The organism is Onishia taeanensis (assembly GCF_013349955.1).
GTDB lineage: Bacteria > Pseudomonadota > Gammaproteobacteria > Pseudomonadales > Halomonadaceae > Onishia > Onishia taeanensis_B.
This window is the reverse complement of the sequence record NZ_JABVXC010000008.1, coordinates 15,016-40,184: the sequence shown is the minus strand read 5'-3', so window position 1 is coordinate 40,184 and position 25,169 is coordinate 15,016. Positions and strand designations below refer to the sequence as shown.

The following is a 25,169-nucleotide window of genomic DNA, read 5'->3' as shown; positions in this document are numbered from 1 at the left end:
TGCCTGGTCGCGGCCAAGCTTGCCTTGCTAGCATGGATGAATGAACAGTTCCCCGCCGGCGGCGCCGGTCACCGCCTCTCTGGATGACCCGCGCTATTACCTGACCAATTTTCGTTTCGTGCTCGACTGGGTCGTCGCGCGCTACGGCGACCTGCTGAGCGACGAGGAACACGCAACGCTTACGCATCTTGGCCGCCTGCCGTCGACCTCGCTTTCGCTACTCACGCGCATGGTCATGCGCAAGGGCCACCGCTTTCGCCTCGATAAGCTGCGCTATGCCGAGATCGGCGATACCCGCCTGGCCCTGGCGCCCCTGATACAGGCGGGGCTCGTCGACGATGCCCCTCGGCTCGAGCTTGCCGAGTTGTTCGGTCTGGCAACGCTTGGCGAGCTGCGCCAATGGCTTTGCGATGATATCCGCGCTACGGGCCTGCCGGCAGGCGCCAGCAAGGCGCGGCTTCTGGAGGCGCTGGCCCCGGCGTTGAGCGGCCCTCGCTTGTTCACCGATTGGGGCGCGCCGGCGGGAGAGCTCGTGGTCGAGCTGACCTGTATGGCGCTCTGCGAGCGGCTGCGGCTGATGTTCTTTGGCAATCTGCGCCAGGGCTTCTCGGAATTCGTGCTGGCGGAGCTTGGTCACCAGCGCTTCGAGCAGGTCTCCTTCAGCGACGATTCCCGGGCCTTCCAGGCGCGTCACGAGGTCGATACCTACCTGGCCCTGGAAGCGCTGCGTGAGCGGCTGGAGGCCGGCGAGTCACCGGCTGCGCTGTGGCCGCAGTTGCCCGGAGGCGCTTCCGGCGCTTCCCTCGATCGCGCGCCCAATGCCTGGCTAGAGGCGCGCCGTGGCCGGCTGGTGTTCCGGCTCGCCCGTGAGGCCGAGCGCCAGGGCGACAGTACGCTGGCCGCCGAGCTTTACCCGCATTCCAATCACCCCGAGGCCCGCGTGCGGGCACTGCGTTTGGCCGAGCGTCGCGCGGGAAGTGATAGCGACCGCGAAGCGATCCTCGCTGCCGTCCGGCAAGCGCTGACGGCGCCGCGAGATGCCGCCGAGGCGCAGGCGCTGGTGCGGCTCGAAACCCGGTTGGCTCGCCGCCTTGGACGGCCCACTGCGCCTCGCCGTGGCCATGCGCCCGAGCGCTTCTCCCTGGTCCTGCCGGCTTCAATAGGCAGAGTGGAGTACGCCGTGCGCGATCACCTGACCACTGAGACGGCGCCGGTGCACTATGTGGAAAACACCCTGGTCACCGGGCTCTTTGGTCTGCTGTGCTGGCCGGCGATTTTTGCACCGCTGCCCGGTGCCTTCTTCCACCCCTTCCATACAGGGCCCGCCGACCTTAACCGGGAAGACTTCGTCGCCCGACGGCGGAGGCACTTCGATGACTGTCTCGCCACGCTCGAGGACGGCCGCTATCTCGACATCCTGCGCGCGCGCTTTGAGGAGAAGCAGGGCCTGGCTTCGCCCTTCGTTCACTGGGGCGTACTCGATGCGCCGATGCTCGAGCAGGCCCTGGCCTGCATCCCGGCGCGGCACCTTCGCGTGTTGTTCGAGCGCCTGCTCGAGGGCCCGCGCGCCAATCGCGCGGGACTGCCGGACCTGATTCAGTTCTCGCCGGAAGAGAAGACTGAGCCCCGCTACCGGCTGATCGAGGTCAAGGGCCCCGGCGACCGGCTGCAGGACAACCAGCGCCGCTGGCTTGCCTTCTTCGCCGAGCAGGGCGTCCCGGCGGCGGTCTGCGAGGTGCGCTGGGACGCCTCCGTTGAAGCAAGCGAGAGCGCTCTTGGCTGAACCCTACGAAAAAGCCCAGGAAAGCGCCCTCGAGCCCCCATGTGGGAGCACCGGCACCGTGAGGCTCAAGGTGGCGGTACGCGCCCTGTGCGACTTCACCGCCCGCCGCGGCGATCTCGATCATCGCTTCACCCCGTCGCCTACTGCCAGCGAGGGCATCGCCGGCCATGAGCTGATCGCCGAGCGGCGCCGAGCGGCGGACGCGGCCTTTGAAACCGAGGTGGCTCTTGAAGGCGAGTATGTCGACGCGACGGGCCAGGTGCTGTGCGTCAGCGGTCGCGCCGACGGCGTTGCTTCGACCCAGGGCCGCGTCGAGGAGGTCAAGACGCACCGTGGCGACCTGGCGCGGATGGCGGACAATCAGCGCGCCCTGCACTGGGCCCAGCTGTTCGTCTATGGCGCCTTGCTGTGCAGGGCAAGAGGCCTCGAGCGCCTGACCCTGTCGCTCGTCTATCTGGAGCTCGGCAGCGGCCGGGAGACCCGGCTCGACGAGACCCGTACGGCAGTGGAGCTGGAGGCGATATTCAAGGATCACTGCGCCCGCTACATGGCCTGGGCCAAGCAGGAAGGACAGCACCGTGAGGCCCGTGACGTCGCACTCAGGCAGCTTAGCTTTCCCTTCGCCGACTTTCGCACGGGGCAGCGGCCGCTGGCTGAGGCCGTCTACAAGGCGGCGAGTACCTCCCGGGCGCTGCTGCTCCAGGCGCCCACCGGCATCGGCAAGACCCTGGGCACGCTGTTTCCGATGCTCACCGCCATGCCCCGCCAGGGGCTGGATCGACTCTTCTTCTTGACCATGAAGACCCCCGGGCGGCGCCTGGCCCTGGAAGCCTTGGCGCGCTTGGACGCCACCCTCGAGCCGCCAGGCGGCGCCCCGGCGCTACGGGTGCTGGAGCTGATCGCCCGTGATAAAGCCTGCGAGTACCCAGGCACTGCCTGCCATGGCGATGCCTGTCCGCTGGCCAGAGGCTTCTACGACCGCCTGCCCGCCGCGCGCCAGGCCGCCGTCGAACGCGGGCGGCTCGACCGAGCGGCACTGCGCGAGGTGGCGCTGGCCCACCAGGTCTGCCCCTATTACCTAGGCCAAGAACTGGCCCGCTGGTCTGATGTGGTGGTGGGCGACGTCAATCACTACTTCGACGTTCACGCCCTGCTTCATGCGCTGACCCAGGCCCATGACTGGCGGGTCGGGGTGCTGGTCGACGAGGCCCACAACCTGATCGACAGGGCGCGCGGTATGTACAGCGCCGAGCTCGACCAGCGGCGCCTGGCGGGGCTGCGCCGCCAGGCGCCGCCGGCCCTTGCCAAGCCGTTGGCGCGGCTCGGCCGCCAGTGGGCGTCGCTGGGTGACCAGGAGGGCGATAAGAAGGGCGATAACCAGGGCAATAAGGAGCGCGGCCAGTCAGGACGAGATGCCGAGTATCAGGTACTGTCCGCACCGCCCGGCGGGATGCTCCGGGCGCTTGGCCAGGCGGCGACGGCGATCACCGACTACCTGGCCGAGCACCCCGGTGAGGTCGATCCAGCCCTGCAGGAATTTCTCTTCGAGGCGCTGGCCTTCACCCGGCTCGCCGAGTCCTTCGATGATCACTCCCTATATGAACTGACCCGAACCGGCCGTGGGCGAGCTCGCCTGGCGCTGCGCAACCTGATTCCGGCGCCCTTTCTGGCACCGCGCTTCGCCGCGAGCCATAGTGCGGTGCTGTTCTCGGCGACCCTATCGCCGGGCGACTATTTTCGTGACCTGTTAGGCCTTCCCGCGCAGACGCCCTGCCTCGAGGTGGCCTCGCCCTTCGCCGGCGAGCAGCTCGAGGTGCGTATTCGCCGCGATATCTCGACCCGCTACGCCCATCGCCAAGCCTCCATCGAGCCGATCGTGGCGACACTCGCCGAGCAGTTTCAGCGTGCGCCGGGCAACTATCTGGCCTTCTTCAGCAGCTTCGCCTATCTGGAGGCGGTCGTGGCACGCTTTGGCGAGGCCCACGGCGAGATTCCCGTCTGGCGGCAGGCGAGGGGGATGGATGAAACGGCCCGGGATGCCTTTCTCGCTCGCTTCGTATCGGGCGGGCAGGGCATCGGTTTTGCGGTACTGGGCGGTGCCTTCGCCGAGGGCATCGATTTGCCTGGCGACCGACTGATCGGCGCCTTCATTGCCACCTTGGGGTTGCCACCGCTGAGCGCACGGCAGGAGACCCTGCGCGAACGGCTCGAGGCGCGCTTCGGACGCGGTTTCGACTACGCCTATCAGTACCCTGGCCTCAACAAGGTGATTCAGGCTGCCGGGCGGGTGATTCGCACGCCCGAGGACCGCGGCGTGGTCGTACTGTTGGATGACCGCTTCGCCCGACCCGAGGTCAGGGCCCTGTTGCCGGGCTGGTGGCAACTGCCCTGACCCTAACCAACGCTGCTGGCAGCGCACTGTGCGAAAGGCAACCAAGGCAGCCTCCTGAGAGGCGCGTCGGTAACACCTGCCTGTGAACCTTTTCCATGTACCGCGCCGGCGCTTAGTCAAGACCACCGCGCAGGGTGGCGATGTCCGATCAGCGTCAGTAGGCTCGCGCCGGCCATGGCGTCATCCTTGTGGTGGGCGTGAGAGCGGCGTTAGCGAGGTGTCGATGTCTTCGTCGGCCTCGTAGAGTGCCTCGAGTTCGCGGGCGGCTTCCTGCACGGTCTGAATCTGCTTCTTCTCGTTACCAAAGACCTCGAGCTGACGGCGCAGCGCCTGCTCGTCGTGGGGACGGAAGGTGTCGATGGTGTGTTGGGCCTGGTCGCGGCTGACGCCCAGCTCGATCAGTACTTCGCGGGTCAATTCCAGGCTCGCTGGTAACAGTTCGCGCACCAGATGCTCGACGCCTGCACGCATCAGCAGGTGCGCATGATAGCGATTGCGGGCCCGAGCGTAGAGGCGCAGATGCGGGAACTGGCGCTGCACCTGGGTGACGATGCGCATCGAAGCCTCGGTATCGCCTACCGCCACTACCATCACCCTTGCCTTGTCGGCGCCGGCGGCCTCCAGCAGGTCGATGCGCGAGGCGTCGCCATAGTAGACCTTGTTGCCATAGCGACGCACGAACTCGACCTGTTCGGCGTTGATGTCGAGGACCGTATAGGGAATCTTCAGCCCCTGTAGAGCGCGGCCCATGATCTGCCCAAAGCGGCCGAAGCCGGCGATGATGATCTGTGGCGAGTCATCCACCGGCTGATCGAAACTGGGCTTCTTGCGCTTGCCCTTGAACAGCGGACGAATGCCGCGCACGTGGACCAGATACAGCAGTGGTGTGGTCGCCATCGACAGCGAGACCACCAGCACCAGCAGATTGACCAGCTCGCGATCCAGCAGCGCGGCACTGCCGGCCGCCGTGAGCAGCACGAAGCCGAATTCACCGCCCTGTGAGAGCAGCACGGCGAGTGTCGTGGCCTCTTTCCAGCCAGTGCCGTAGAGCCTCGAAGCCGCCAGTAACGAGAGCCCTTTGGTCAGCAGCAGGGTCGCGGTCAGGCCAGCGATGATCAGCGGCATGTCGGCGAGCAGGCCGATCTGAGCGGTCATGCCCACGGCCATGAAAAACAGCCCCAGCAGCAGGCCGCGGAAAGGCTCGATATCGGCTTCGATATTGTGGCGGAATTCGGAGTCGGCCAGCAGCACTCCGGCGATAAAAGCCCCCAGTGCCATCGACAGGCCGGCCAGTTCCATCAGCAATGCCGCGCCGATCACCACCAGCAGCACGGTGCCGGAGAAGACTTCGCGGCTCTCGGTGCCGGCGGCAAAGCGAAATAATGGGCGCAGCAGCAGCCGACCGCCAATGATCAGCCCGGCGAAGGCGCCGAAGGCGACGGCCACCTCGGTAAGCAGCGGCGTGACGCCGTCGGAAAGCAGTGAGCCGGCGGCAAGAATGGGAATCGCCGCCAGCACCGGAATCGCCGCCAGATCCTGAAACAGCAGCAGCGAGAAGGCATTGCGACCGTGGCGAGTCTGCAACTCGTGACGCTCCCCCAGCAGTTGCAGCACCAGCGGGGTCGAGCACAGCCCCAGGCTGAAACCCACCACCAGGGCCGACACCGGGGGCAGGCCCAGCCCCCAGGCCGCCGCCGATAGCCCCAACGTGGTGATGGCCACCTGCAGGCTACCGAAGCGAAAGATCGCCCGGTGCATCAGCTTGAGCCGGGAAGGCTTGAGTTCCAGGCCAATCACGAACAGCAGGAAAACGATGCCCACCTGAGAAAACTGCAACACGGCATCGGCGTCGGGCACCAGCGCCAACGCCGAAGGGCCGATCACGACCCCGGCGGCCAGGTAGCCGAGCACTTCGCCGAGCCCGAGACGCTTGAACAGCGGCACGATGAGCACCGCCGCGGCGAGAAAGATCAGCACGTTGATCAATAGCGCAATGGCCACCTTCGTCTCCCTGTCATAGGTGTGGAGGCACGTTCTAGACGCCTTGAGATGTTGATTCTACACGACGCGGCAACAGGAGCCCGGCGCGTCTTGCGCCAGATCACATTGGGGAGGTGAGGAGATTTTGTGATCGAGGGCTGCCTGCTGCGCATCCCGTTGCCGCTAAGGTTGACTTCAGTCACGGAGCGGAGAATGAGTGAGGCCACCCGAGTGGCATTCATTCCGAGACTGAACGAGGAGGATAATCGTCTTGCTGTCGTCTCTCGCGGTGCTGACCTGCTCCGGCTGGCTATCGACCCTCGACCGTTTCTGGGGCGTTGGCTGAGTGCAGGAGGTTCACGCGGTGGCGGGCAATCTGGTGGTGGCCTGCAGCTGGTCGGGGGGATCGCCTCCAGCTGTCTGCCCGACACAACCTGGTGTGCGCCATGATCACTGGCAGGAAGCGTGCCCCGACGGGCAACGATCAGCGCTGAGGGCGCGAGAGGGGGACGGTTCTGCATGCAAGCCAGTGGCCTGCCTTGTTCATGTCTGTTTTTGTCTTTTTAGTGGTCGTGCTTGGCCAACAACGGAGCCTAGTCTATCAGCGGGCGAGTGCCGCTTAGTACCGTTGTTGGAAGCCGACTCATTTTTATGGGAAGCGGCTAATATTTCGATGCACAGATAGGTACTATATCATTACGTTTCATTAACAATAATTAACCACCCACCTCGGCTTTTGGCTATGCCGACACGCCCCTCATTCAATTGCGCTCCAGATTCGATTGCTGGATTCGCTTTAAAAGACTCGATAGCAACAGCAGTCCGCTGGATTGCCTAGGTTACATTCAAATGGATTTGAATAATCGAGCGTTGATGCGCCAAGCGAGCCTGTTGGTCCTGCTGATTACCAGTCTGGTTCTCGCTCTGATCAACATCCTCGTGGTGTTTCTCCCTCAAGCAGCGCTACCTCACATGCTTCTGCCTTATACGCCAATACCGCCTTGGCGGATGGCTGCGCCATTAGTCAGCGTCCTGTTGCTACTGCTGACACTTGGGCTGATGTGGATCGTTTATCATCAGCGGCACTGGCGTGCGGGGCTACACTCGCGCCTATCGCGCAGAGGCGGCTGGCTTGCGGTCATGCTGGGTAGCCTGTCGTTGACGCTGTGGTTGTGGCCCGCCGAGGGCGCCGCCACCGCGGCCCTCTTTACGCCCATGACCCTGGCCTCGAGTCTTGACGTGATGCTGCTGGGGGCAGCGCTGCTGCTGAGTAGCCCGGCTCAAGACGAGTCGCTGCCTCCGCTCTCACGCACAATGCTTATCACCGGGGCTCTGGGTACTACACTGAGCGTTACGGCCTGGTGGCTGATCAGTGGAGTGCTGCCTCAGGGGCTGACAGGGCGGGCCGGCATGCTGGTCGCTAGCTTGGGGCTGGGCGTCGGGCTGTTGGGCATCGGCCTTACGCATCAACTGATCGTCAGCTTGTCGCTGATGTCCATTCGCTCGTCCCAGACGCGGGAGCTCCATATCAGCGAGCAGCGATTTCGTTCGCTGTTCACTCAAAATCCGGATGCCGTGATCTCGATAGATCTTGATGGCGTACATCGCAGTATTAATCCGGCGGCAGAGGCCGTCATCGGTATCGATGCCGCCGCGCTTCTGGGACGCTCCCTCCAGCAGGTGCTAACGCCAGAGGTCGTGAGCCATCAGGCTCTCGAACGAGTGGTGGCGGCCTTCGAGGCCGTGAAGAGCGGTCAGATTCAGCAGTATGAGCTTTATTTCACGCCGCCAAGCCAGGCGCCTAAGACCCTCGATGTGAGGCTGCTGCCGATCCTGATAGATGATCGGGTGCAGGGCGTGTATGGCATCGTCGAAGACATTACACAGCTCCAGCGCGACCTGGAGCGCCTTAATGTGCTCGAACGCAGCATTGAGGCCAGCAGCAATGCCGTGATCATCACCGATGCCACCCAACCCGAGCATCCGGTCATCTACGTCAACCCTGCCTTTACTCGCATCACGGGCTATCGCGCGGATCAGGTCCTGGGGTATAGCGGTAGCTTCCTTGAGGGCCCGGAGACCGATCCCAAGCAGGCCGCACGGATACAGGCTTCCCTCGATCAGGGGCAGGAACTGGCACTCACCTTGCGGAACTATCGCTTCGATGGCACGCCGTTCTGGAATCAGCTGTTCATTTCTCCGGTACGCGATGTTAAAGGCCGAGCTACGCACTTCGTCGGCATCATGAATGACATCACCGAACGCAAGGATCAGGAAGCGAGGCTGGCCTACCATGCTAGCCACGATGTCCTGACTGGGCTCCCCAATCGAGCATTGCTCAACGACCGGCTGCAACAAGGCCTGGCACTGGCTCGACGACACGGCCATGTGCTGGCAGTGCTGTTCATCGATCTTGATGAATTCAAGCCGATCAACGACACCCTAGGGCACGAGATCGGCGATCAACTCCTGATCAGCGTGACGCGCTGCCTGAGCCGCGGGCTAAGGCCCAGCGACACGCTGGCTCGACTAGGGGGCGATGAATTCGTGCTGGTGTTGCCGGATCTGCATGAGAGCAGCGAAGCCAGCGAGGTGGCCAGTCGGGTATTGCATGAGCTCGTGGCTCCACATCGAGTGGGCGGTCACGAGTTGTACCTCTCAGCGAGCATCGGTATCGCCATCAGTCATGCGAGTGGTACCACGAGTGATGAACAGAACGGCAAGCTTATTCAACAGGCCGACATGGCCATGTATGAGGCCAAACAGGAGGGGCGCAATACCTATCATCAGTTCAGTGCCGACCTCGACAGCCGTCATTCTCAGCGGTTAACCCTGCGCAATGAGCTTCAGGAAGCGATCACTCAGGAGCGTCTGGCGCTGCATTATCAGCCGCTGCTGGACGCTGATGGCCGACTGGATGGGCTCGAAGCGCTGGTGCGTTGGCAACACCCCACCAAGGGTGCCATTCCGCCCTGTGACTTCATTCCCCTTGCCGAAGAGACCGGACAGATCGTTGCCCTGAACCAGTGGGTAATGGCACGCGCCTGCCGAGATGTTAAGGATCTGCTGGCGCAAGGGTTATTCAATGGGCGGGTGTCCATCAACCTGTCGCCGATGGCGTTTCACCGCGCCGACTTTCTGGCTGGCCTCAAACAGACGCTGGAGACGGCCGAATTCTGTCACGAGCATCTGGAGCTTGAACTCACCGAGGGCATCCTGATGCGAAACACCGACAGTGCTATCGAACGAATACATGAGCTGGAAAACCTCGGTGTAAGCACCGCCATCGATGACTTCGGAACTGGTTTCTCGAGCCTGAGCTATCTTCGCTACCTGCCCATCAAGAAGATCAAGGTCGATCGAAGTTTCGTCAGTAACCTGGGCCACAACACCAAGGATGCTGCCATCTGCAAAGGGATCATCACTCTGGCCAAGGAGCTGGAACTTCAGGTGGTCGCCGAAGGGGTGGAAACCCAGGCCCAGCTCGATTATCTGAAAGCGCAATGCTGCGATCTCTACCAGGGCTATCTACTGGCCAGGCCCATGTCACTTGAGCGCCTGATGCCTTGGCTGAGCGCGCGCACGGGCTCGGCCTGAGTCGCTGTGTTGCCTACCACATGCGCGCAAGAGCCTGGTATCCCGGCACAAAAACACCCGCCGAGTGGCGGGTGTTGGTGACAGCAGGCGTTACGCCATCCTTGTGGTGAGCTCAGTCCCAGCTCAGCGCGCCGCCGACCTGGTACTCGGTCACGCGGGTCTCGAAGAAGTTCTTCTCCTTGCGCAGGTCGATGATCTCGCTCATCCACGGGAAGGGGTTCTTGGCGCCCGGGAACTGCTCCTTCAAGCCGATCTGCGCCAGGCGACGGTTGCAGATGAAGTGCAGGTATTCCTCCATGATCGCCGCGTTCATGCCCAGCACGCCGCGGGGCATGGTGTCACGGGCATAGGCGATCTCGAGTTCGGTGCCCTCGAGGATCATCTGGGTGACCTCGTCCTGGAATTCCGGCGTCCACAGGTGCGGGTTCTCGATCTTGATCTGGTTGATCATGTCGACGCCGAAGTTCAGGTGCATGGACTCGTCGCGCAGGATGTACTGGAACTGCTCGGCAACGCCGGTCATCTTGTTGCGACGGCCCATGGACAGGATCTGGCTGAAGCCGCAGTAGAAGAAGATGCCTTCGGTCACGCAGTAGAAGGCGATCAGGTTGCGCAGCAGTTCCTGGTCGGTTTCCGGGGTACCGGTGTTGAAGTCAGGGCGCGACAGCGACTGGGTGTGCTTGAGGCTCCAGGCTGACTTGGCGGCAACAGAAGGCACCTCGCGGTACATGTTGAAGACTTCGCCTTCGTCCATGCCCAGCGACTCCACGCAATACTGGTAGGCGTGGGTGTGGATCGCTTCCTCGAAGGCCTGGCGCAGCAGGTACTGGCGGCATTCGGGGTTGGTGATCAGGCGATACACGGCCAGCACCAGGTTATTGGCGACCAGGGAGTCGGCGGTGGAGAAGTAGCCCAGTGAACGCTCGACGATGCGGCGCTCGTCGGCGGTGAGACCGTCCGCGCTCTTCCACAGCGCGATGTCGGCGTTCATGTTCACTTCCTGGGGCATCCAGTGGTTGGCGCTGCCGTCCAGGTACTTCTGCCAGGCCCACTCGTACTTGAAGGGCACCAGCTGGTTGAGGTCGGCGCGGGCGTTGATCATGCGCTTCTGATCGACCTCGATGCGCTTGGCGCCCATCTCGAGTTCTTCGAGGCCGGCGGCCACGTCGAGCTCTTCGAGAGACTGCTTGGCGCGAGTCTGGCGGTCCTGATCGGCGACCTTGTAGGCGCCGGCACTTTCCGCGACTGCCTCAGGAGCGGGCTCGGGGGCGGCGGCCGGCGCAGGTTTGGCCTCGGCCGGCTTGTCGGCGACCGCGCTATTGTCGTCAATCGTGTCTTCGTGAAATTCGTCCCAGTTCAGCATGTGTCTGTCCTGTTCTCTCGCTGGCGGCGTCAGCGTGTGACGCCGGTGACTAGACTCTGTGAGCTTCGAGCTTCGAGCTTCGAGCTTCGAGCTTCGAGCTTCGAGCTTCGAGCTTCGAGCTTCGAGCGGCTCGCTGCCCGAAGCTCGTGGCCCTTGACCGGATTACTGGCAGGCTTCGCAGCCCAGCTCATCGATCTCGCCGGCCGAGGGGGCGCGCGAACCGCTGCCGCTCTTGCCGCTCAGGAAGTCCTCGATACCGCGGGGCTCGCTGGGCGTTGGCGCCGGGGCTGCCTCCGGCTTGGGCGCCGGCTCGCTGCCGTTACCGACGGCGTTGAGATTGCCGCGATCGACGGTGGATTTCTCGACCGAGGTGGCACCCAGCGCACGCAGGTAGTAGGTGGTCTTGAGACCGCGGAACCAGGCCATGCGATAGGTCACGTCGAGCTTCTTGCCGGATACGCCCTGAATGTAGAGGTTCAGCGACTGTGCCTGGTCGATCCACTTCTGGCGACGCGAGGCGGCTTCCACCAGCCACTTGGGTTCGACCTCGAAGGCGGTGGCGTACTTGGCCTTGAGATCGTCCGGTACGCGGTCGATCGGCTGCACGCTGCCGTCGTAGTACTTGAGGTCGTTGATCATCACCTCGTCCCACAGGCCGCGCTCCTTGAGGTCGTTGACCATGTAGGAGTTGACCACCGTGAACTCGCCGGACAGGTTCGATTTCACGAACAGGTTCTGATAGGTCGGCTCGATCGACTGCGACACGCCGCAGATGTTGGAGATGGTCGCGGTCGGAGCGATGGCCATGACGTTGGAGTTGCGCATGCCCTGTTCGGCCAGCTTCTCGCGGATGCGGTCCCAGTCCTGGGTGGTGGAGGTGTCGACCTCGATGTACTTCTCGCCGCGCTCGGCCTTGAGCTTCTCGATGGAATCGATCGGCAGAATGCCCTGGCTCCACAGCGAGCCTTCATAGCTTTGATACTGGCCACGCTCGGCGGCGAGATCAGAGGAGGCTTCGATGGCGTGGTAGCTGACCAGCTCCATGGAACGGTCGGCGAACTCGACGGCTTCGTCGCTGGCATAGGCGATGCCGTGGGCGTACAGCGCATCCTGGAAGCCCATGATGCCAAGGCCCACCGGGCGATGCTTGAAGTTCGAATTCTTGGCCTGCGGCACCGCGTAGTAGTTGATGTCGATGACGTTATCGAGCATCCGCACGGCGGTGCGCACGGTCTTCTTGAGCTTCTCGTTATCGAGCTCGCCGTCGGTCATGTGCTGCGCGAGGTTGACCGAGCCCAGGTTGCATACCGCGATCTCGTCGACCGAGGTGTTCAGGGTGATCTCGGTGCACAGGTTGGAGCTATGCACCACGCCGGCATGCTGCTGCGGGCTGCGCAGGTTGCAGGGATCCTTGAAGGTGATCCACGGGTGGCCTGTCTCGAACAGCATCGAGAGCATCTTGCGCCACAGGTCCTTGGCCTTGACCCGCTTGAAGAGCTTGAGTTGACCGTTGCGGGTCATCTCTTCGTATTCCTGGTAGCGCTTCTCGAAGGCCGCGCCGTACAGGTCGTGCAGGTCCGGGCAGGTGGCCGGTGAGAACAGTGTCCACTCCTGGTCGTCGAAGACCCGCTTCATGAACAGGTCCGGCACCCAGTTGGCGGTGTTCATGTCGTGGGTACGGCGACGGTCGTCACCGGTGTTCTTGCGCAGTTCGAGGAATTCCTCGACGTCCAGGTGCCAGGACTCGAGGTAGGCACAGACCGCGCCCTTGCGCTTGCCGCCCTGGTTGACGGCCACGGCGGTGTCGTTGACTACCTTGAGGAAGGGCACGACGCCCTGGGACTTGCCGTTGGTGCCCTTGATGTAGGAGCCCAGGGCGCGCACCGGCGTCCAGTCGTTGCCGAGACCGCCGGCCCACTTGGAGAGCATGGCGTTGTCGCGGATCGCGCTGTAGATGCCGTCCAGGTTGTCGGGCACGGTGGTCAGGTAACAGCTGGAGAGCTGGCTGCGCTGAGTGCCGGAGTTGAACAGGGTCGGCGTGGAAGCCATGTAGTCGAAGCTAGAGAGCAGCTCGTAGAACTCGATGGCGCGCGCTTCGCGGTCGTCCTCGTTGAGCGACAGGCCCATGGCGACGCGCATGAACATCACCTGAGGCAGCTCGTAGCGCACCTCGTCACGGTGAATGAAGTAGCGGTCGTAGAGGGTCTGCAGACCCAGATAGGTAAACGCATTGTCGCGGGTATGGTCGAGCGCCGCAGCCAGGCGCTCCAGGTCGAACTCGGCCAGCGCCTCGTCGAGCTGTTCGAATTCGATGCCTTTCTCGATGTAGGCCTTGAAGGCCGGCGCATAGAGCTCGGCCATGTCGCTGTAGGTGGCTTCCTCGGCCACGCCCAGGAAGGACAGCGCCTCGCGGCGGATATTGTCCTGCAACAGGCGCGCGGTGACGTAGGTGTAGCTTGGGTCCTTTTCGACCAGAGTGCGCGCGGTCATAGTCAGCGCCTGGGAGACACCGTCGGCGCTCACGCCGTCATAGAGGTTGCGCACCGAGTCATCGACGATCTTCTGCGGCTCGGTGTTGGGCAGGTCCGAGCAGGCCTCATAGACCAGGGTCTCGATGCGGCCCAGATCCAGCGGACGCAGGCTGCCATCGGGCAGGGTGACGTTGAGGCTGGGGTGGGGCTTCTGGATTTCATCGCCGGCAGCGGCGCGTGCCCGGGCGTGCTCCTCGCGATAAAGCACGTAGGCGCGGGCGACCTTTTGCTCGCCGGCGCGCATCAGCGCCAGTTCGACCTGGTCCTGGATATCTTCGATGTGCAGGGTGCCGCCATCGGGCATGCGACGCAGGAAGGCCTCGCAGATGGCGTCGGAGGCCTGAGTGACGAAGTCGCGGATGCGCGAGGAGGCCTCGGCGTTGTCGCCTTCCACGGCGATGAACGCCTTGGACATGGCGACGGCGATCTTGCTGGCATCGAAGGGTGCAACATCGCCGTTGCGCTTGATCACCCGCAGTTGCTGTGGGGCGGTCACGTTGACGGACGAGTTGCCGGGGGAAAGCGTAGTATCCATGGCGCCGTGTCTTCCTAGCGGTGATTGATGGATGAGAGGAGCCCAGGACGTTGAACGGGGGCCTGGACAACGATCACATCTGGGCGAAACCGGGGGCCACGCTGGTTGGACAGCGTGGTTTGACAGTAGTGCTCTGAATTGCTAGGAGCACACTATCTTGTGTCGTTTCTGATATGCAGCACAAGATAGTGTGCTCGGGAGCTTTCATCAAGTGGATAACCTGTGGGTATCTTGTGCCTGACTTGGGGGCGAGGGAGCGGCTGCGTGGAGTCCGCATCCTAGAGCGGTTGAGGACTTTTGTATCAGGTGCTGCTCATAGTCTAATGAGTCTCAATAACAGCCAAAACAGCTCTGCTGGGGTATCATGCAGACTGGTATATGCTATCCAATGACAATTGCAGTAACTGGACGTCAACGAGGAGCGAGCGAGAGCGTGCTAAGCAATGACCACGATCATGTCCTGATCATCGAGGACGACGAGCGACTCGCGGAGCTCACGCGAGACTATCTCGAGGCCAATGGCTTCACCGTGACGGTAGAGGCCGATGGAGCCAAGGGGGTCGAAAAGATCGTCGAATTGCAGCCGGATCTGGTGATCCTCGATCTGATGCTGCCAGGTGAAGATGGTTTGTCGATCTGTCGCCGAGCACGGCCAGACTATGATGGCCCGATATTGATGCTGACCGCCCGCACCGATGACATGGATCAGGTGCTGGGGCTGGAGATGGGTGCCGATGACTACGTGCCCAAGCCCGTGCAACCCAGGGTGCTGTTGGCGCGTATGCGGGCATTGATGCGCCGCGCCGATGTCAGCATGCCGGCTGGTGAAGGGCGATTGACCTTTAGCAACCTGGAAATCGATAGCGCCACTCGCGAGGCCTGGCTCGAAGGCGAGCGCATCGATTTGACCAGCGCCGAGTTCGATTTGCTGTGGCTGTTGGCGAGCAATGCCGGCCGGGTGCTGACCCGGGAGGAGATCTTCTCGCAGCTGCGCGGCATCAAGTATGACGGCCAGGATCGTTCCATTGACGTGAGAGTGTCGCGCATTCGGCCCAAGGTCGGGGACGACCCCAACCAGCCACACCGCATCAAGACCGTCCGCAGCAAGGGTTACCTGTTCGTCAAGGATAGTTGATGGTGCTTTCTCGCCTGTTGCCACGGCCACTGGCCGACAGCGCCTTCCTGCGGGTCTATGTATGGTTGGCGCTGGCACTGGTGCTGACTTTTGTTCTCGCCCTGTCGACCTTTGCTCTGGTTGACAAGGTCCGCCATGATCACTACCGAGAGCAACTGGCAGAAGCTCCGATGACGCTGCTTTCGCTCCAGTTGGCGGCCCTGCCGTTGTCTCGCCGTGATGCCTGGCTGGCCCGCAAGAGCGAACAGCTGTCGATGGCGTTGAGCCTGCACGATACCCGCAATTATCCGCTCAACTTCTTTCAGCGCACCAGCCTCGAGAATGACCGTACCCTGGTTGATGAGGTCGGTGAAGCCGATGGCCAAGGCTGGACACTGTATCGCCAATTGCCTGGCGAGACATGGATGCTGCGTGCCGAGCTCGAGAGTCTCTCTGAGCAGCAGTTGCTGGGTCTGGCCCGCCAGCTTGGGGAGTGGCTGGCCGAGGTCAATGGCGAGGCGCGTCTCGAGCGTCTCGAACGCCTACAGAGCTCGGTGATACAGGCGCAACTCACCGATACGCCTCCCGAAGATCTCCCCCCCGCCCAGATTGCCCGGCTGCGCGATACCGAGGTGGTCATTCAACTGCTGCCCCAGCGCTGGGCGATGACGCTGTATCTGCGCCTTCCCACGGCAGGCGGTGGTATCCAGTGGGTCGAGGTGGGGCCGTTGGCGGCTTTCGAACCGATGTCGCTGTCGCTATCGCTTTCGCTGCTGGTCGCCATGCTGGGCGTGCTGGCCGGTATCATCTACATGATCGTGAGGGGTGTGGAATCGCGAATGGCGCGTCTCGAGCAGGCCGCCACGCGGATCGCCTGTGGCCACCTGAACACCCGGGTCAAGGTCGAGAGCGGCGACTTTCTGGGGCGGGTCGGCATGGCGTTCAACGGCATGGCGTCCCAGGTGCAGGCGCTTTTGAGGGCGCAGCAGGAAATGATTCGAGCGGTGTCCCATGAACTGCGGACCCCGGTGGCGAGGATTCGTTTTGCCGTGCAGATGGTCGAGGACATGACCGACAGCGGGCCCGTGCGGCGACAGCTCTCCGGCATCGACGGCGATATCGAGGAGCTAGACGGCCTGATTGACGAGATCCTGACCTATGCCAAGCTGGGCAATGACCACGCCCAGGGTGTGCTGCAGGAGGCCGAGCTGGTCGACTGCCGGGATCTTGCCGATAACGTGGTCGAGGCACTCGCGCCGCTGCATGCCAAACTCACGCTGCAGGTGATGCCGGGGCCGCCTGTCGAGGTGGTGGCAGACCCTCGCTATCTGCAGCGGGCGCTGCAGAACCTGGTCGCCAACGCCTGTCGGCATGCTTCTAGCCAAGTCAGGTTGGCCCTGAGTGACGATGGTCAGGTGGCGCGGCTGGACGTCGAGGATGACGGGCCCGGCGTACCGGTCGCCGAGCGCGAGGAGATCTTCAAGCCCTTCGCCCGGCTCGACGACAGCCGCACCCGGCGCTCCGGGGGCTATGGCCTGGGCCTGTCGATCGTGCACAAGGTGATGCTCTGGCACGGTGGCAGCGTGATGGTCGACGATAGCCCTTCTCTCGGCGGCGCGCGCTTCAGCCTGCTGCTGCCCCTCAAACAAGCCGGCGTCACGCCGGCTTGATGCCCTCCAGCACCGCGAACGAGGTCTCGCGAGCGGTGCGCAGAAAGTCCTCCATCCAGGGGGCATCGCGGCTGTCCTCGCGGATGGCCGCGAACAGCGTACTCCACATGCCCTGTTCGCCCAGCGCCACGCCGCGCACATAGTCCCGCTCCAGGTATTCCGTCAGCGCCCAGCTCGGCAGCGCACAGACGCCGCGCCCGCTGGCCACCAGCTGCATCATCATGATGGTCAGCTCGGCGGTGCGAATCTCCTGGGGCCGCACTCCAGCCGGGTCGAGGAACTGAGTGAAGATATCCAGCCGCGCGTGCTCCACCGGATAGGTGATCAGGGTCTCGTCGGCCAGCTCAGCGGGCCCGATCCAGGCCTTGCCGGCCAGGTGATGCTGCTTGGCGACCGCCAGCAGTCCCTGGTAGCGAAACAGTGGCTCATAGTGCACACCGGGCAATGGCTGAGGGTCGGCGGTGATCACCAGGTCGAGCTGCTCCCGGGCCAGCGCCGGCAGCGGGTCGAAGTTGTGGCCGCTGGGAATATCGACTTCGACCTCGGGCCAGTGGTCGCGGAAGTAGTCGATGGTGGGCATCAACCACTGGAAGCAGCTGTGGCACTCGATGGCCATGTGCAGCCGGCCTCGTTCGTCGCCGGCGAGTCTCGCCAGGTCCCGTTCGGCCATGCGCACCTCGGGCAGGATCTGTTCGGCCAGCGCCAGCAGGCGCTGGCCGGCACGGGTGAACTCCACCGGTCGGGTCTTGCGCAGGAACAGCGGGTTGCCCAGGCGCTCCTCGAGATCCTTGAGCTGGTGAGATAGAGCGGACTGGGTCAAGTGGACGCGCTCGGCGGCTTCCACCAGCGAGCCGGCATCACGCAGGGCAATAAGGGTACGGAGGTGACGGAGTTCCAGCATGTGGTTGAGCGCTTTTCATGTTGTAGATTAAATAATTTAGTTTGATTCACTCTGGTCGGCCAGCGAAACTGCCTCCATCGCTTATGGCGAATTCATTGCCAAGTGTATCTCTTAATTACGCAAAGGAATAACCATGACGCTGGCTCACATTCTCGGCTATCCGCGCATCGGTGCCGATCGCGAACTGAAGAAAGCCACCGAAGCCTACTGGAAGGGCGACATCGACCAGGCGGCGCTGGAAGCCGAGGGCCGCGCGCTGCGCGCTCGCCATTGGCAGGATCAGCAGGCCGCCGGTCTCGACCTCATCACCGTTGGCGACTTCGCCTTCTACGATCAAGTGCTCAATGTCTCGGCGTTGCTCGGTGCGGTACCCAAGCGCTTCAACGAGCAAGATGCTCCGGCTGCTGCCGACCTGGACACCTATTTTCGCATGGCCCGCGGTCGCGCTCCCAGCGGCACGCCGGCCGCCGCCTGCGAGATGACCAAATACTTCGATACCAATTATCACTATCTGGTCCCGGAGCTGCACGAGGGCCAGACCTTTCGGCTGTCGAGCGAACGCCTCTTCGACGAGGTCGAGGAGGCCAAGGCCGCCGGGCACCGGGTCAAGGTCACCCTGACCGGTCCGCTGACCTGGCTATGGCTCGGCAAGGAGAAGAGCGGTCGCGAAGGCTTCTCGCGTCTCGAGCTGCTGGAGGCCATTCTGCCGGTCTATGGCCAGGTGCTGTCGCGTCTCGCCGACCAGGGGGTGGAATGGGTGCAGTTGGATGAGCCCGCGCTGGTTCAGGATCTTCCCCAAGAGTGGAAAGAAGCCTATGAAACTGCCTATAACCAGCTCGGCAGTGCTCCGGTCAAACTGCTGCTGGCGACCTACTTCGGCGCCCTGGGGGACAATCTTCGCCTGGCGGTGGGGCTGCCGGTAGAAGGCCTGCATATCGATGTGGTGCGCGCGCCCGAGCAGCTCACCACGGTGCTCGACAATCTGCCGAGCTACAAGGTGCTGTCGGTCGGCGCCATCGACGGTCGCAACATCTGGCGTGCTGATCTCGCCCTGCTGCGTGAGCGACTCGGCGAGGCACGGCTTCGCCTCGGCGAACGGCTGTGGCTGGCGCCGAGCTGCTCCTTGCTGCATGTGCCGGTGGATCTTGCCCGGGAGGCCGGCGAGGGCGCGACTCTGGACCCGGAGCTGCGCGGCTGGCTGGCCTTTGCCCGCCAGAAGCTCGACGAGGTGGTGAGTCTTTCGCGGCTGTTGGACCAGCGCGCGACGCCAGAAGATCGGGTGCGGCTGGCAGAGGCCAGCGAGGCTCTGGAGGCCCGGCGCGCCTCGACGCGCATCCATCGCCCGGACGTTGCCGCGCGTCTCGCCGCCACCACGGCTGCCGATGCCGAACGGGCCAGCGCCTATCCGGAACGCGCACCTCAACAGGCGCGGCGACTGCAGCTACCGCTGTTTCCTACCACCACCATCGGGTCCTTCCCGCAGACCGGCGATATTCGTGCTACACGGCGTGCCTTCAAGGCCGGTGAGATCACTCGAGAGGACTATGAAGCCCGTATGCGCGAGGAAATCGCTCATGTCGTCGCTCGTCAGGAGGCGCTGGGCCTGGATGTGCCGGTGCACGGCGAGGCCGAGCGCAACGACATGGTCGAGTACTTCGGCGAGCAGCTCGATGGCGTGGCCTTCTCCCGTTTCGGTTGGGTGCAGAGCTACGGGTCGCGCTGCGTCAAGCCGCCGGTGATCTTTGGCGATATCACCCGCCCGGCAGCGATGACGGTGCGCTGGAGCGAATATGCCCAGTCGCTCACCGACAAGCCGATGAAGGGCATGCTCACCGGGCCGGTGACCATCCTGCAGTGGTCCTTCGTGCGCGACGATCAGCCCAGGGCCACTACCTGTCGCCAGATCGCACTGGCGCTGCGCGACGAGGTCACGGATCTGGAGGCCGCCGGCATTGCGGTGATCCAGATCGACGAACCGGCGCTGCGCGAAGGGCTGCCGCTGCGCCAGGGCGACTGGCAGGGCTATCTCGACTGGGCGGTGAATGCTTTCAAGCTTTCGGCGGCCGGGGTGGGTGACGAGACCCAGATCCACACCCATATGTGCTACTCGGAGTTCAACGACATCATCGGCGCGATCGCCGCCCTGGATGCCGATGTCATCACCATCGAAACCTCCCGGTCTGACATGGAGCTGCTGGATGCCTTCCAGGAGTTCGCCTATCCCAACGAGATCGGCCCGGGGGTCTATGATATCCACACCCCGAACATTCCCGAGGTCGACTGGATGGTGGCGCTGATGGAGAAAGCGCTCGACAGGATTCCTGCCGAGCGGCTGTGGGTGAACCCGGACTGCGGCCTCAAGACCCGTGGCTGGGCCGAAGTCGAGCCGGCACTCACCCACATGGTCGAGGCGGCTCGGGTGCTGCGAGGTCGCCACGGCTGAGACGCGGTGGCAGGGAAACCCATTCAGGGGGCGGCGCCAAGGGCGCCGCCCCCTGTTATGCTTGGGCACATCAGGCACTCTTGCCGACCAAGATTCTTCAATCGGCCAGGATATTTCCACCGACAAGGAGGTTGCATGTCCCTGTTGTCTTGCACGGCGTCTTGCGGCGCCGCCATCTCTGCCCAGACGTCATCCGATGGCGTGCCGTCCTCCCTGCGGGTGGCCGCGCTCGGCCTGAGCGTGTTGCTTGCAGGCTGTGCCGGGGCTCCCCAGTCCGACAGTTCGGCCCCCATCGTCAGCGATGTCACTACGTCCTCGGACGTTGAAAAAGGCGATGCAACCGAGCCGAGCGATGCGACCCAGGCACCGCTGATGCCGTCGGCTTTCTTCGCCGGCGATGCTGAGCGCTTCGAGGCCTGGCGCTGCACGCCCGCTCAGGATCTGGTCGCGGCGTTTTCGCAAGGCGAGCTGCGGCTGTGGTCGGCCTACGATGCCTATCGGCTGACGCCCGCAGTGGTGGCCTCCGGCAGCCGTTACGTGAAGAACGACCTGAGCTTTTGGGAGAAGGGTGGCGAGGCGATGGTGGAAAGCGATCGCGGGCGGCTCAAATGCCAGCGGGACCAGACTCGGTCGGCACTGACCCGTGCCCAGCGTCCTGGGGTGATGTTCCATGGCCGCGGCAACGAGCCTGGCTGGACGGTGCGTCTGGATCACGATGCGCCGCACCTGTCGCTGCTGCTCGACAACGGCGAGCGCGAGATCGAGTCGCCATACCGGGTGACCTCACTGGACAACGAGCGGGGGCGGGTGACGCTGGCCAGCGGACGCGCCGACACGCCCTTTAGCCTGGAGCTCGAGGCTCGCGCCTGCTTCGACAGCATGAGCGGCGAGCCCTTCCCGGTGCGGGTGACCCTCGATGTCGATGGCAAGACCTATCGGGGTTGTGGTCAGGGGATCGCGCCCTGATACGACCTTTAGGCAATGTCTGAAAAGTACTGCGCTCGCCCATACGGCGTTAAAAATCGGCTCAAGATGCTCATTTACACCCCGTAAACTCCGCTCTTTCGCCAATTTTTGCCTTGTCTGGCCTTCGCTCGTCGACTTTTCAGGCAAAGCCTAGTCCCGGTCTGCTGGTGTTTCTTTCTATTTTGTCGCATGGAAGGCGCGGATTTTTGCGCTTTTCATATCACGGCATGCACCTAAAATGGATACCATTGCTTGATACCCCGCTTTCAAAGGAGATGTTCATGACTGCTTCGTCCACCAAGGTACTTGTCGTTTCGTCTTCCATCCTCGGCGAGAACAGCCAGTCCCGTGCTCTGACCGCTCATCTCATGAAGGGCCTAGAAGGGCGCGACGACGTCACGATCACCGAGCGTGACCTGATCAAGCACGAGCTTCCGCACCTGGGCATCAATGAACTGTCCAGTTGGGGCGTGGATCCTGCCGAGCGCAGCGACGAGCAGTCCAAACTTGCCGAGCGCTCCGACTCGCTGATCCAGGAAATGCTCGATCACGACGTGCTGGTGCTGGCGGCACCGCTCTACAACCTGGCCATACCGTCACAGCTCAAGGCATGGTTCGACCGCATCCTGCGTGCCGGCCAGACCTTCCGCTATACCGAAAACGGCCCGCAGGGGCTGGTCGAGGGCAAGCGTGCCCTGGTGCTGACCACCCGTGGCGGTCAGTATGCCGGCACTGAAATGGACTCGCAGACGCCGCACCTCAAGTCGATGCTGGGTCTGATGGGCATCACTGATGTGGACATGGTGTTCGCCGAGGGTCTGGCGATGGGCGACAAGCAGGCCGCCGAGACCATGGAAGAGGCGCGCAAGGCCATCGATGGTTACCTCGAACGCCTGTAACGGCTCGCCCAGCAGCGCACTGCGTTGCCGCGACGCCTAAGCGATATAGGGTTGATAGAGCAGCACGGCCTCGGTTACCGGGGCCGTGCTGTTTTTATTCGGGGGCGTAGCGGTGAGCTCTCGTTGCCAATAGCAAGCTCAACAGCGTACTCAACAGCGTTGCGCCTCAACTGCCAAGCGCTGGGACACGAAGTCCCCTAGGCACAGCGGCGCCTGGTTGAGGGCGCGGCGCGCCAACTGACCGAGCGCCTTTCCGGTGTCGCGAGCGCCGGGGGCGAGCTGTTGGCTCGCCACGGGCTGCCAGTCGTTGCCCGCCCGCTTGGCCAGGGTGAAGCTGAAGGGGTGGTAGCCGGGGAAGCCGAGGCGCAGGTCGGTGGCGATCAGCAGGGTCTCGCCATCCAGCTCGCGGCTGGTATAGCGCAGAAAGGGGCCCGCGAACCAGGTCAGCCGCGCCCCATCGGCAGTCGCTAGGGCCGCGTCCTCGAGCGCCTCGCCGCGCCTGAAGGTCTCGAGGCCGGGCGGTGCGTCGTCGAGCAGGCTGACAAGCGTCTCGTGATAGACATCGTCGTCGATGATGGTGGCCCGCCACAGCAGGGTGTTGAAGGGCGTGGGCTGGATCAGTCGTGGGGCTGACTCGAGGCCGCGTTCGGCCAGCACCGGGGCCAGCCGATCATCAATCACTGCCTTGGCGCCGAGGCCGAAGGCCAGGTAGGCACAGGACAGCGCCAGGCCGACCTGGCTCGCCCTTACCACCCGGCCGCTGATCAGACCCACCAGCGCTGCTGCCAGCAGGGGCAGTGAGTACAGGGGATCGATGATGAAGATCGAGGCCCAACTGACCGGCGGGGTGGCAAGCGGCCACCAGAGCTGGGTGCCGTAAGTGGTGAAGGCATCCAGCAGTGGATGCGTCAGCAGGCAAAGGGTGAAATACAGCCACCAGTGGCCGGGCGTGATCGTGTCGATGACGCCGCTGGATTCATGACGTGTCGGGTTGCTGCGGCGACGCCAGCGCGTCAGCCGCACGGTAAGGGTTGCCAGCAGCGTGGAAAGCCCCGCCAGTACCCAGAGTGAATGGCTGAAACCGCGATGATAGGTGTAGTCGGCCACGGCATCGCCGTAGTCGATCATCACATCGAGGTCGGGCAGGGTGCCGAGAATCGCGCCACCGACAACGGCTTTGCGGCCGAGTCGGCGCCCCAGCACCGCCCCGCCGACCACACCGCCGAGCAGTACCTGAGTAATGGAGTCCATTCAAGACACCTCGCGAGGGCTCACCAAGAGCCTGTGGATAAGCTGTGAGGGGGCTGTGCGTTCTGTGTTGAGGAAAGAGACCGCTCAGCGTGCCCAGGGAGGCGCCGCCGCCAGCACGCGGGCCTGTACTGGGCAGTCGTCTCGGTGGGCGCCGGGCAGGTAGCCGGTGCTCATCAGAAACTCATTGACGATCTCCGGGCCGGTGAAGCGGAAGGTGCGCTTGAAGAGCTTCACCCAGTCGCCGTGAGGCAGGGGATGGTGAGCCTCGAGCCAGCCACGAAAGCTTGCGTGTTCCTGCCTGAGCTGCTGAATCACCTGGGCGTTGTGAATGGCGGCCTCGACCTTCAGGCGATTGCGGATGATCCGGGCATCGCCCAAGAGCCGCGTTTTGTCATCGTCATCGAAAGCGGCAACAACATCGACATCGAAGCCTCGGAAGGCCTCGCAGAAGGCCTCGCGTTTCTTGAGCACGGTCAACCATGAAAGCCCGGCCTGGTTGATCTCGAGCACCAGTCGCTCGAACAGGGTGGCGTCGTCTTCGACCGGAAAGCCGTAATCGTGGTCATGATAGGGGCCGTGGAACGGATGTCCAGGCGCCAGGTCGCAGTAGTCAGCCAAGGGGGCTCCTCATCGTATTCACACTCGTGGTCCTGCGGCTCGCTGTCATCAGCCTGCCGTCGCGTCAGGGGGCGCGCCGTCTTATGATACGCACCTTAATGATCCTCGCGATCCGTGTTCGTTCCACGCATCATGGCACGGTGCGCGGCATTCCTTAACGCACGGGTTCATTCACGTGTCCATTCATTCGTGCATGCATTATCAGGAGAGACACCGATGCAATATCTTCACACCATGGTGCGGGTCAGCGACCTTGATGCCTCGCTGCATTTCTACTGCGACTTGCTCGGCCTTACCGAGATCAGCCGCAAGGACAGCGAGAAGGGACGCTTCACGCTGGTATTCCTGGCCGCTCCGGGCGACGAGGCTCGGGCTCGGGAGGACCGAGCGCCGATGATCGAGCTGACCCATAACTGGGACCCGGAAGAATACACTGGCGGTCGCAACTTCGGTCATCTGGCCTATCGCGTCGACGACATCTATGCCCTGTGCGAGCACCTGCAGGCCAACGGGGTGACCATCAATCGTCCGCCCCGCGACGGCCATATGGCGTTCGTGAAGAGCCCGGACGGCATCTCCGTCGAGCTCCTGCAGGCGGGCGATGCGCTGGCGCCCAAGGAGCCCTGGGCGTCGATGGAAAACACCGGCAGTTGGTAAGAACGCGACCGGTCTAGTCGTCCTCAGTCAGGGCGCATGGCCATGCGCCCGCTGCCCAGGAAGACCAGCGCCAGGCTGCCGGCCAGGAAGAGCCCCTGCAGCTCCAGCGCCCAGCCACCGCTACCGCCGAGTTCGAACAGCTCGCCGGTGTGTACCAGTACGAAAGCCACCAGCATGTTGCCGGTCATCAACAGGCCAGCCAAGCGGGTCTGCCAGCCAACAATGGCCATGACCGGGGCGACGATCTCCCCGATCAGTACGCCATAGGCGAAGAAGCGCGGTAGTCCGTAGCCATCGAGCAGGCCGCTGATCCAACTCATGGTTTCCGGGTGAGTCAGCTTGGCGAAGCCGTGCAGCAGCATCAGGCCGCCAACGGCGATGCGCAGGATCAGCTTGCCAAGGGCGTCGTTATGCAGAGCTTGCAGCATGATGTCTCTCCTTGTGGTGCATCGGTCGTTCCTTGGGAATC

At 63.4% G+C, this 25,169-nt stretch carries 16 protein-coding genes; 9 read left to right on the top strand and 7 right to left on the bottom strand.

Annotated features, from left to right (window positions below; translation table 11 throughout):
• The first annotated feature begins 40 nt into the window (after window positions 1-40).
• Both HUS66_RS10650 and HUS66_RS10645 read left to right on the top strand, forming a co-directional pair.
• Window positions 41-1,783: a VRR-NUC domain-containing protein gene (locus tag HUS66_RS10650; RefSeq protein WP_175070896.1), complete on the top strand. Its 1,743-nt coding sequence runs from the start codon at window positions 41-43 to the stop codon at window positions 1,781-1,783.
• 58 nt (window positions 1,784-1,841) lie between these two features.
• Entirely contained in the window at window positions 1,842-4,175 is a 2,334-nt protein-coding gene (locus HUS66_RS10645; RefSeq protein WP_175071000.1) for an ATP-dependent DNA helicase, read from the top strand.
• Between the two features lie 180 nt (window positions 4,176-4,355).
• On the opposite strand, the gene HUS66_RS10640 is transcribed toward HUS66_RS10645, so the two are convergent.
• The gene (locus HUS66_RS10640) at window positions 4,356-6,176 is read right to left on the bottom strand and encodes a monovalent cation:proton antiporter-2 (CPA2) family protein (protein WP_175070895.1); all 1,821 of its coding nucleotides are present in this window, start codon (window positions 6,174-6,176) and stop codon (window positions 4,356-4,358) included.
• Window positions 6,177-7,004: 828 nt separating this feature from the next.
• On the opposite strand from HUS66_RS10640, the gene HUS66_RS10635 reads away from it, so the two are divergent.
• Window positions 7,005-9,752 (top strand): putative bifunctional diguanylate cyclase/phosphodiesterase, encoded by a 2,748-nt coding sequence (locus HUS66_RS10635; protein WP_175070894.1) that lies wholly within the window; start codon window positions 7,005-7,007, stop codon window positions 9,750-9,752.
• A gap of 112 nt (window positions 9,753-9,864) precedes the next feature.
• Here HUS66_RS10635 and HUS66_RS10630 read toward each other — a convergent pair whose 3' ends face one another.
• Both HUS66_RS10630 and HUS66_RS10625 read right to left on the bottom strand, forming a co-directional pair.
• Window positions 9,865-11,115 carry a ribonucleotide-diphosphate reductase subunit beta gene (locus HUS66_RS10630; protein WP_175070893.1) on the bottom strand — a complete coding sequence of 417 codons (1,251 nt, stop codon included), beginning with the start codon at window positions 11,113-11,115 and terminating at the stop codon, window positions 9,865-9,867.
• Window positions 11,116-11,277: 162 nt separating this feature from the next.
• Complete coding sequence (locus HUS66_RS10625; protein WP_175070892.1) at window positions 11,278-14,181, bottom strand: ribonucleoside-diphosphate reductase subunit alpha; 2,904 nt, start codon at window positions 14,179-14,181, stop codon at window positions 11,278-11,280.
• 388 nt (window positions 14,182-14,569) lie between these two features.
• Between HUS66_RS10625 and HUS66_RS10620 the strand changes: the two genes are divergently transcribed.
• Window positions 14,570-15,316, top strand: coding sequence for a response regulator (locus HUS66_RS10620; protein WP_175070891.1), 747 nt, complete (start codon window positions 14,570-14,572; stop codon window positions 15,314-15,316).
• Window positions 15,316-16,965 carry an ATP-binding protein gene (locus HUS66_RS10615; RefSeq protein ID WP_175070890.1) on the top strand — a complete coding sequence of 550 codons (1,650 nt, stop codon included), beginning with the start codon at window positions 15,316-15,318 and terminating at the stop codon, window positions 16,963-16,965. Before HUS66_RS10620 ends, HUS66_RS10615 begins: the two co-directional genes overlap by 1 nt.
• Here the strand turns inward: HUS66_RS10615 and HUS66_RS10610 are convergent.
• Complete coding sequence (locus HUS66_RS10610; protein WP_175070889.1) at window positions 16,952-17,866, bottom strand: LysR family transcriptional regulator; 915 nt, start codon at window positions 17,864-17,866, stop codon at window positions 16,952-16,954. The two genes, HUS66_RS10615 and HUS66_RS10610, sit on opposite strands and share 14 nt — an antisense overlap.
• Before the next feature lie 133 nt (window positions 17,867-17,999).
• On the opposite strand from HUS66_RS10610, the gene metE reads away from it, so the two are divergent.
• From metE to HUS66_RS10595, 3 genes are all read left to right on the top strand, one after another.
• A complete protein-coding gene (gene metE / locus HUS66_RS10605; protein WP_175070888.1) occupies window positions 18,000-20,309 on the top strand; it encodes a 5-methyltetrahydropteroyltriglutamate--homocysteine S-methyltransferase in 2,310 nt (769 codons plus the stop codon).
• Window positions 20,310-20,444: 135 nt separating this feature from the next.
• On the top strand, window positions 20,445-21,275 hold the full coding sequence (locus HUS66_RS10600) for an MliC family protein (protein WP_175070887.1): 831 nt from the start codon (window positions 20,445-20,447) through the stop codon (window positions 21,273-21,275).
• A 281-nt stretch (window positions 21,276-21,556) separates the two neighbouring features.
• A complete protein-coding gene (locus HUS66_RS10595; RefSeq protein WP_175070886.1) occupies window positions 21,557-22,174 on the top strand; it encodes an FMN-dependent NADH-azoreductase in 618 nt (205 codons plus the stop codon).
• Between the two features lie 150 nt (window positions 22,175-22,324).
• Here HUS66_RS10595 and HUS66_RS10590 read toward each other — a convergent pair whose 3' ends face one another.
• A complete protein-coding gene (locus HUS66_RS10590; RefSeq protein ID WP_175070885.1) occupies window positions 22,325-23,425 on the bottom strand; it encodes a metal-dependent hydrolase in 1,101 nt (366 codons plus the stop codon).
• Between the two features lie 84 nt (window positions 23,426-23,509).
• Window positions 23,510-24,043, bottom strand: coding sequence for a DNA-3-methyladenine glycosylase I (locus HUS66_RS10585; RefSeq protein WP_175070884.1), 534 nt, complete (start codon window positions 24,041-24,043; stop codon window positions 23,510-23,512).
• A 216-nt stretch (window positions 24,044-24,259) separates the two neighbouring features.
• Here HUS66_RS10585 and gloA point away from each other — a divergent pair, with 216 nt between their 5' ends.
• Window positions 24,260-24,700 carry a lactoylglutathione lyase gene (gene gloA / locus HUS66_RS10580; RefSeq protein ID WP_175070883.1) on the top strand — a complete coding sequence of 147 codons (441 nt, stop codon included), beginning with the start codon at window positions 24,260-24,262 and terminating at the stop codon, window positions 24,698-24,700.
• Window positions 24,701-24,723: 23 nt separating this feature from the next.
• Here the strand turns inward: gloA and HUS66_RS10575 are convergent, their stop codons facing one another.
• Window positions 24,724-25,128 (bottom strand): DoxX family protein, encoded by a 405-nt coding sequence (locus HUS66_RS10575; RefSeq protein WP_175070882.1) that lies wholly within the window; start codon window positions 25,126-25,128, stop codon window positions 24,724-24,726.
• Window positions 25,129-25,169 lie beyond the last annotated feature (41 nt).

What these genes read in the sequence shown, in the direction of transcription:
- HUS66_RS10635 (WP_175070894.1), top strand. Translation starts at nt 7,005, where the DNA reads ATGGATTTGAATAATCGAGCGTTGATGCGCCAAGCGAGCCTGTTGGTC.
- gloA (WP_175070883.1), top strand. Translation starts at nt 24,260, where the DNA reads ATGCAATATCTTCACACCATGGTGCGGGTCAGCGACCTTGATGCCTCG.
- HUS66_RS10590 (WP_175070885.1), bottom strand. Translation starts at nt 23,425, where the DNA reads ATGGACTCCATTACTCAGGTACTGCTCGGCGGTGTGGTCGGCGGGGCG.
- HUS66_RS10575 (WP_175070882.1), bottom strand. Translation starts at nt 25,128, where the DNA reads ATGCTGCAAGCTCTGCATAACGACGCCCTTGGCAAGCTGATCCTGCGC.
- HUS66_RS10615 (WP_175070890.1), top strand. Translation starts at nt 15,316, where the DNA reads ATGGTGCTTTCTCGCCTGTTGCCACGGCCACTGGCCGACAGCGCCTTC.
- HUS66_RS10610 (WP_175070889.1), bottom strand. Translation starts at nt 17,866, where the DNA reads ATGCTGGAACTCCGTCACCTCCGTACCCTTATTGCCCTGCGTGATGCC.
- HUS66_RS10650 (WP_175070896.1), top strand. Translation starts at nt 41, where the DNA reads ATGAACAGTTCCCCGCCGGCGGCGCCGGTCACCGCCTCTCTGGATGAC.
- HUS66_RS10600 (WP_175070887.1), top strand. Translation starts at nt 20,445, where the DNA reads ATGTCCCTGTTGTCTTGCACGGCGTCTTGCGGCGCCGCCATCTCTGCC.
- metE (WP_175070888.1), top strand. Translation starts at nt 18,000, where the DNA reads ATGACGCTGGCTCACATTCTCGGCTATCCGCGCATCGGTGCCGATCGC.
- HUS66_RS10625 (WP_175070892.1), bottom strand. Translation starts at nt 14,181, where the DNA reads ATGGATACTACGCTTTCCCCCGGCAACTCGTCCGTCAACGTGACCGCC.
- HUS66_RS10620 (WP_175070891.1), top strand. Translation starts at nt 14,570, where the DNA reads ATGACAATTGCAGTAACTGGACGTCAACGAGGAGCGAGCGAGAGCGTG.
- HUS66_RS10595 (WP_175070886.1), top strand. Translation starts at nt 21,557, where the DNA reads ATGACTGCTTCGTCCACCAAGGTACTTGTCGTTTCGTCTTCCATCCTC.
- HUS66_RS10630 (WP_175070893.1), bottom strand. Translation starts at nt 11,115, where the DNA reads ATGCTGAACTGGGACGAATTTCACGAAGACACGATTGACGACAATAGC.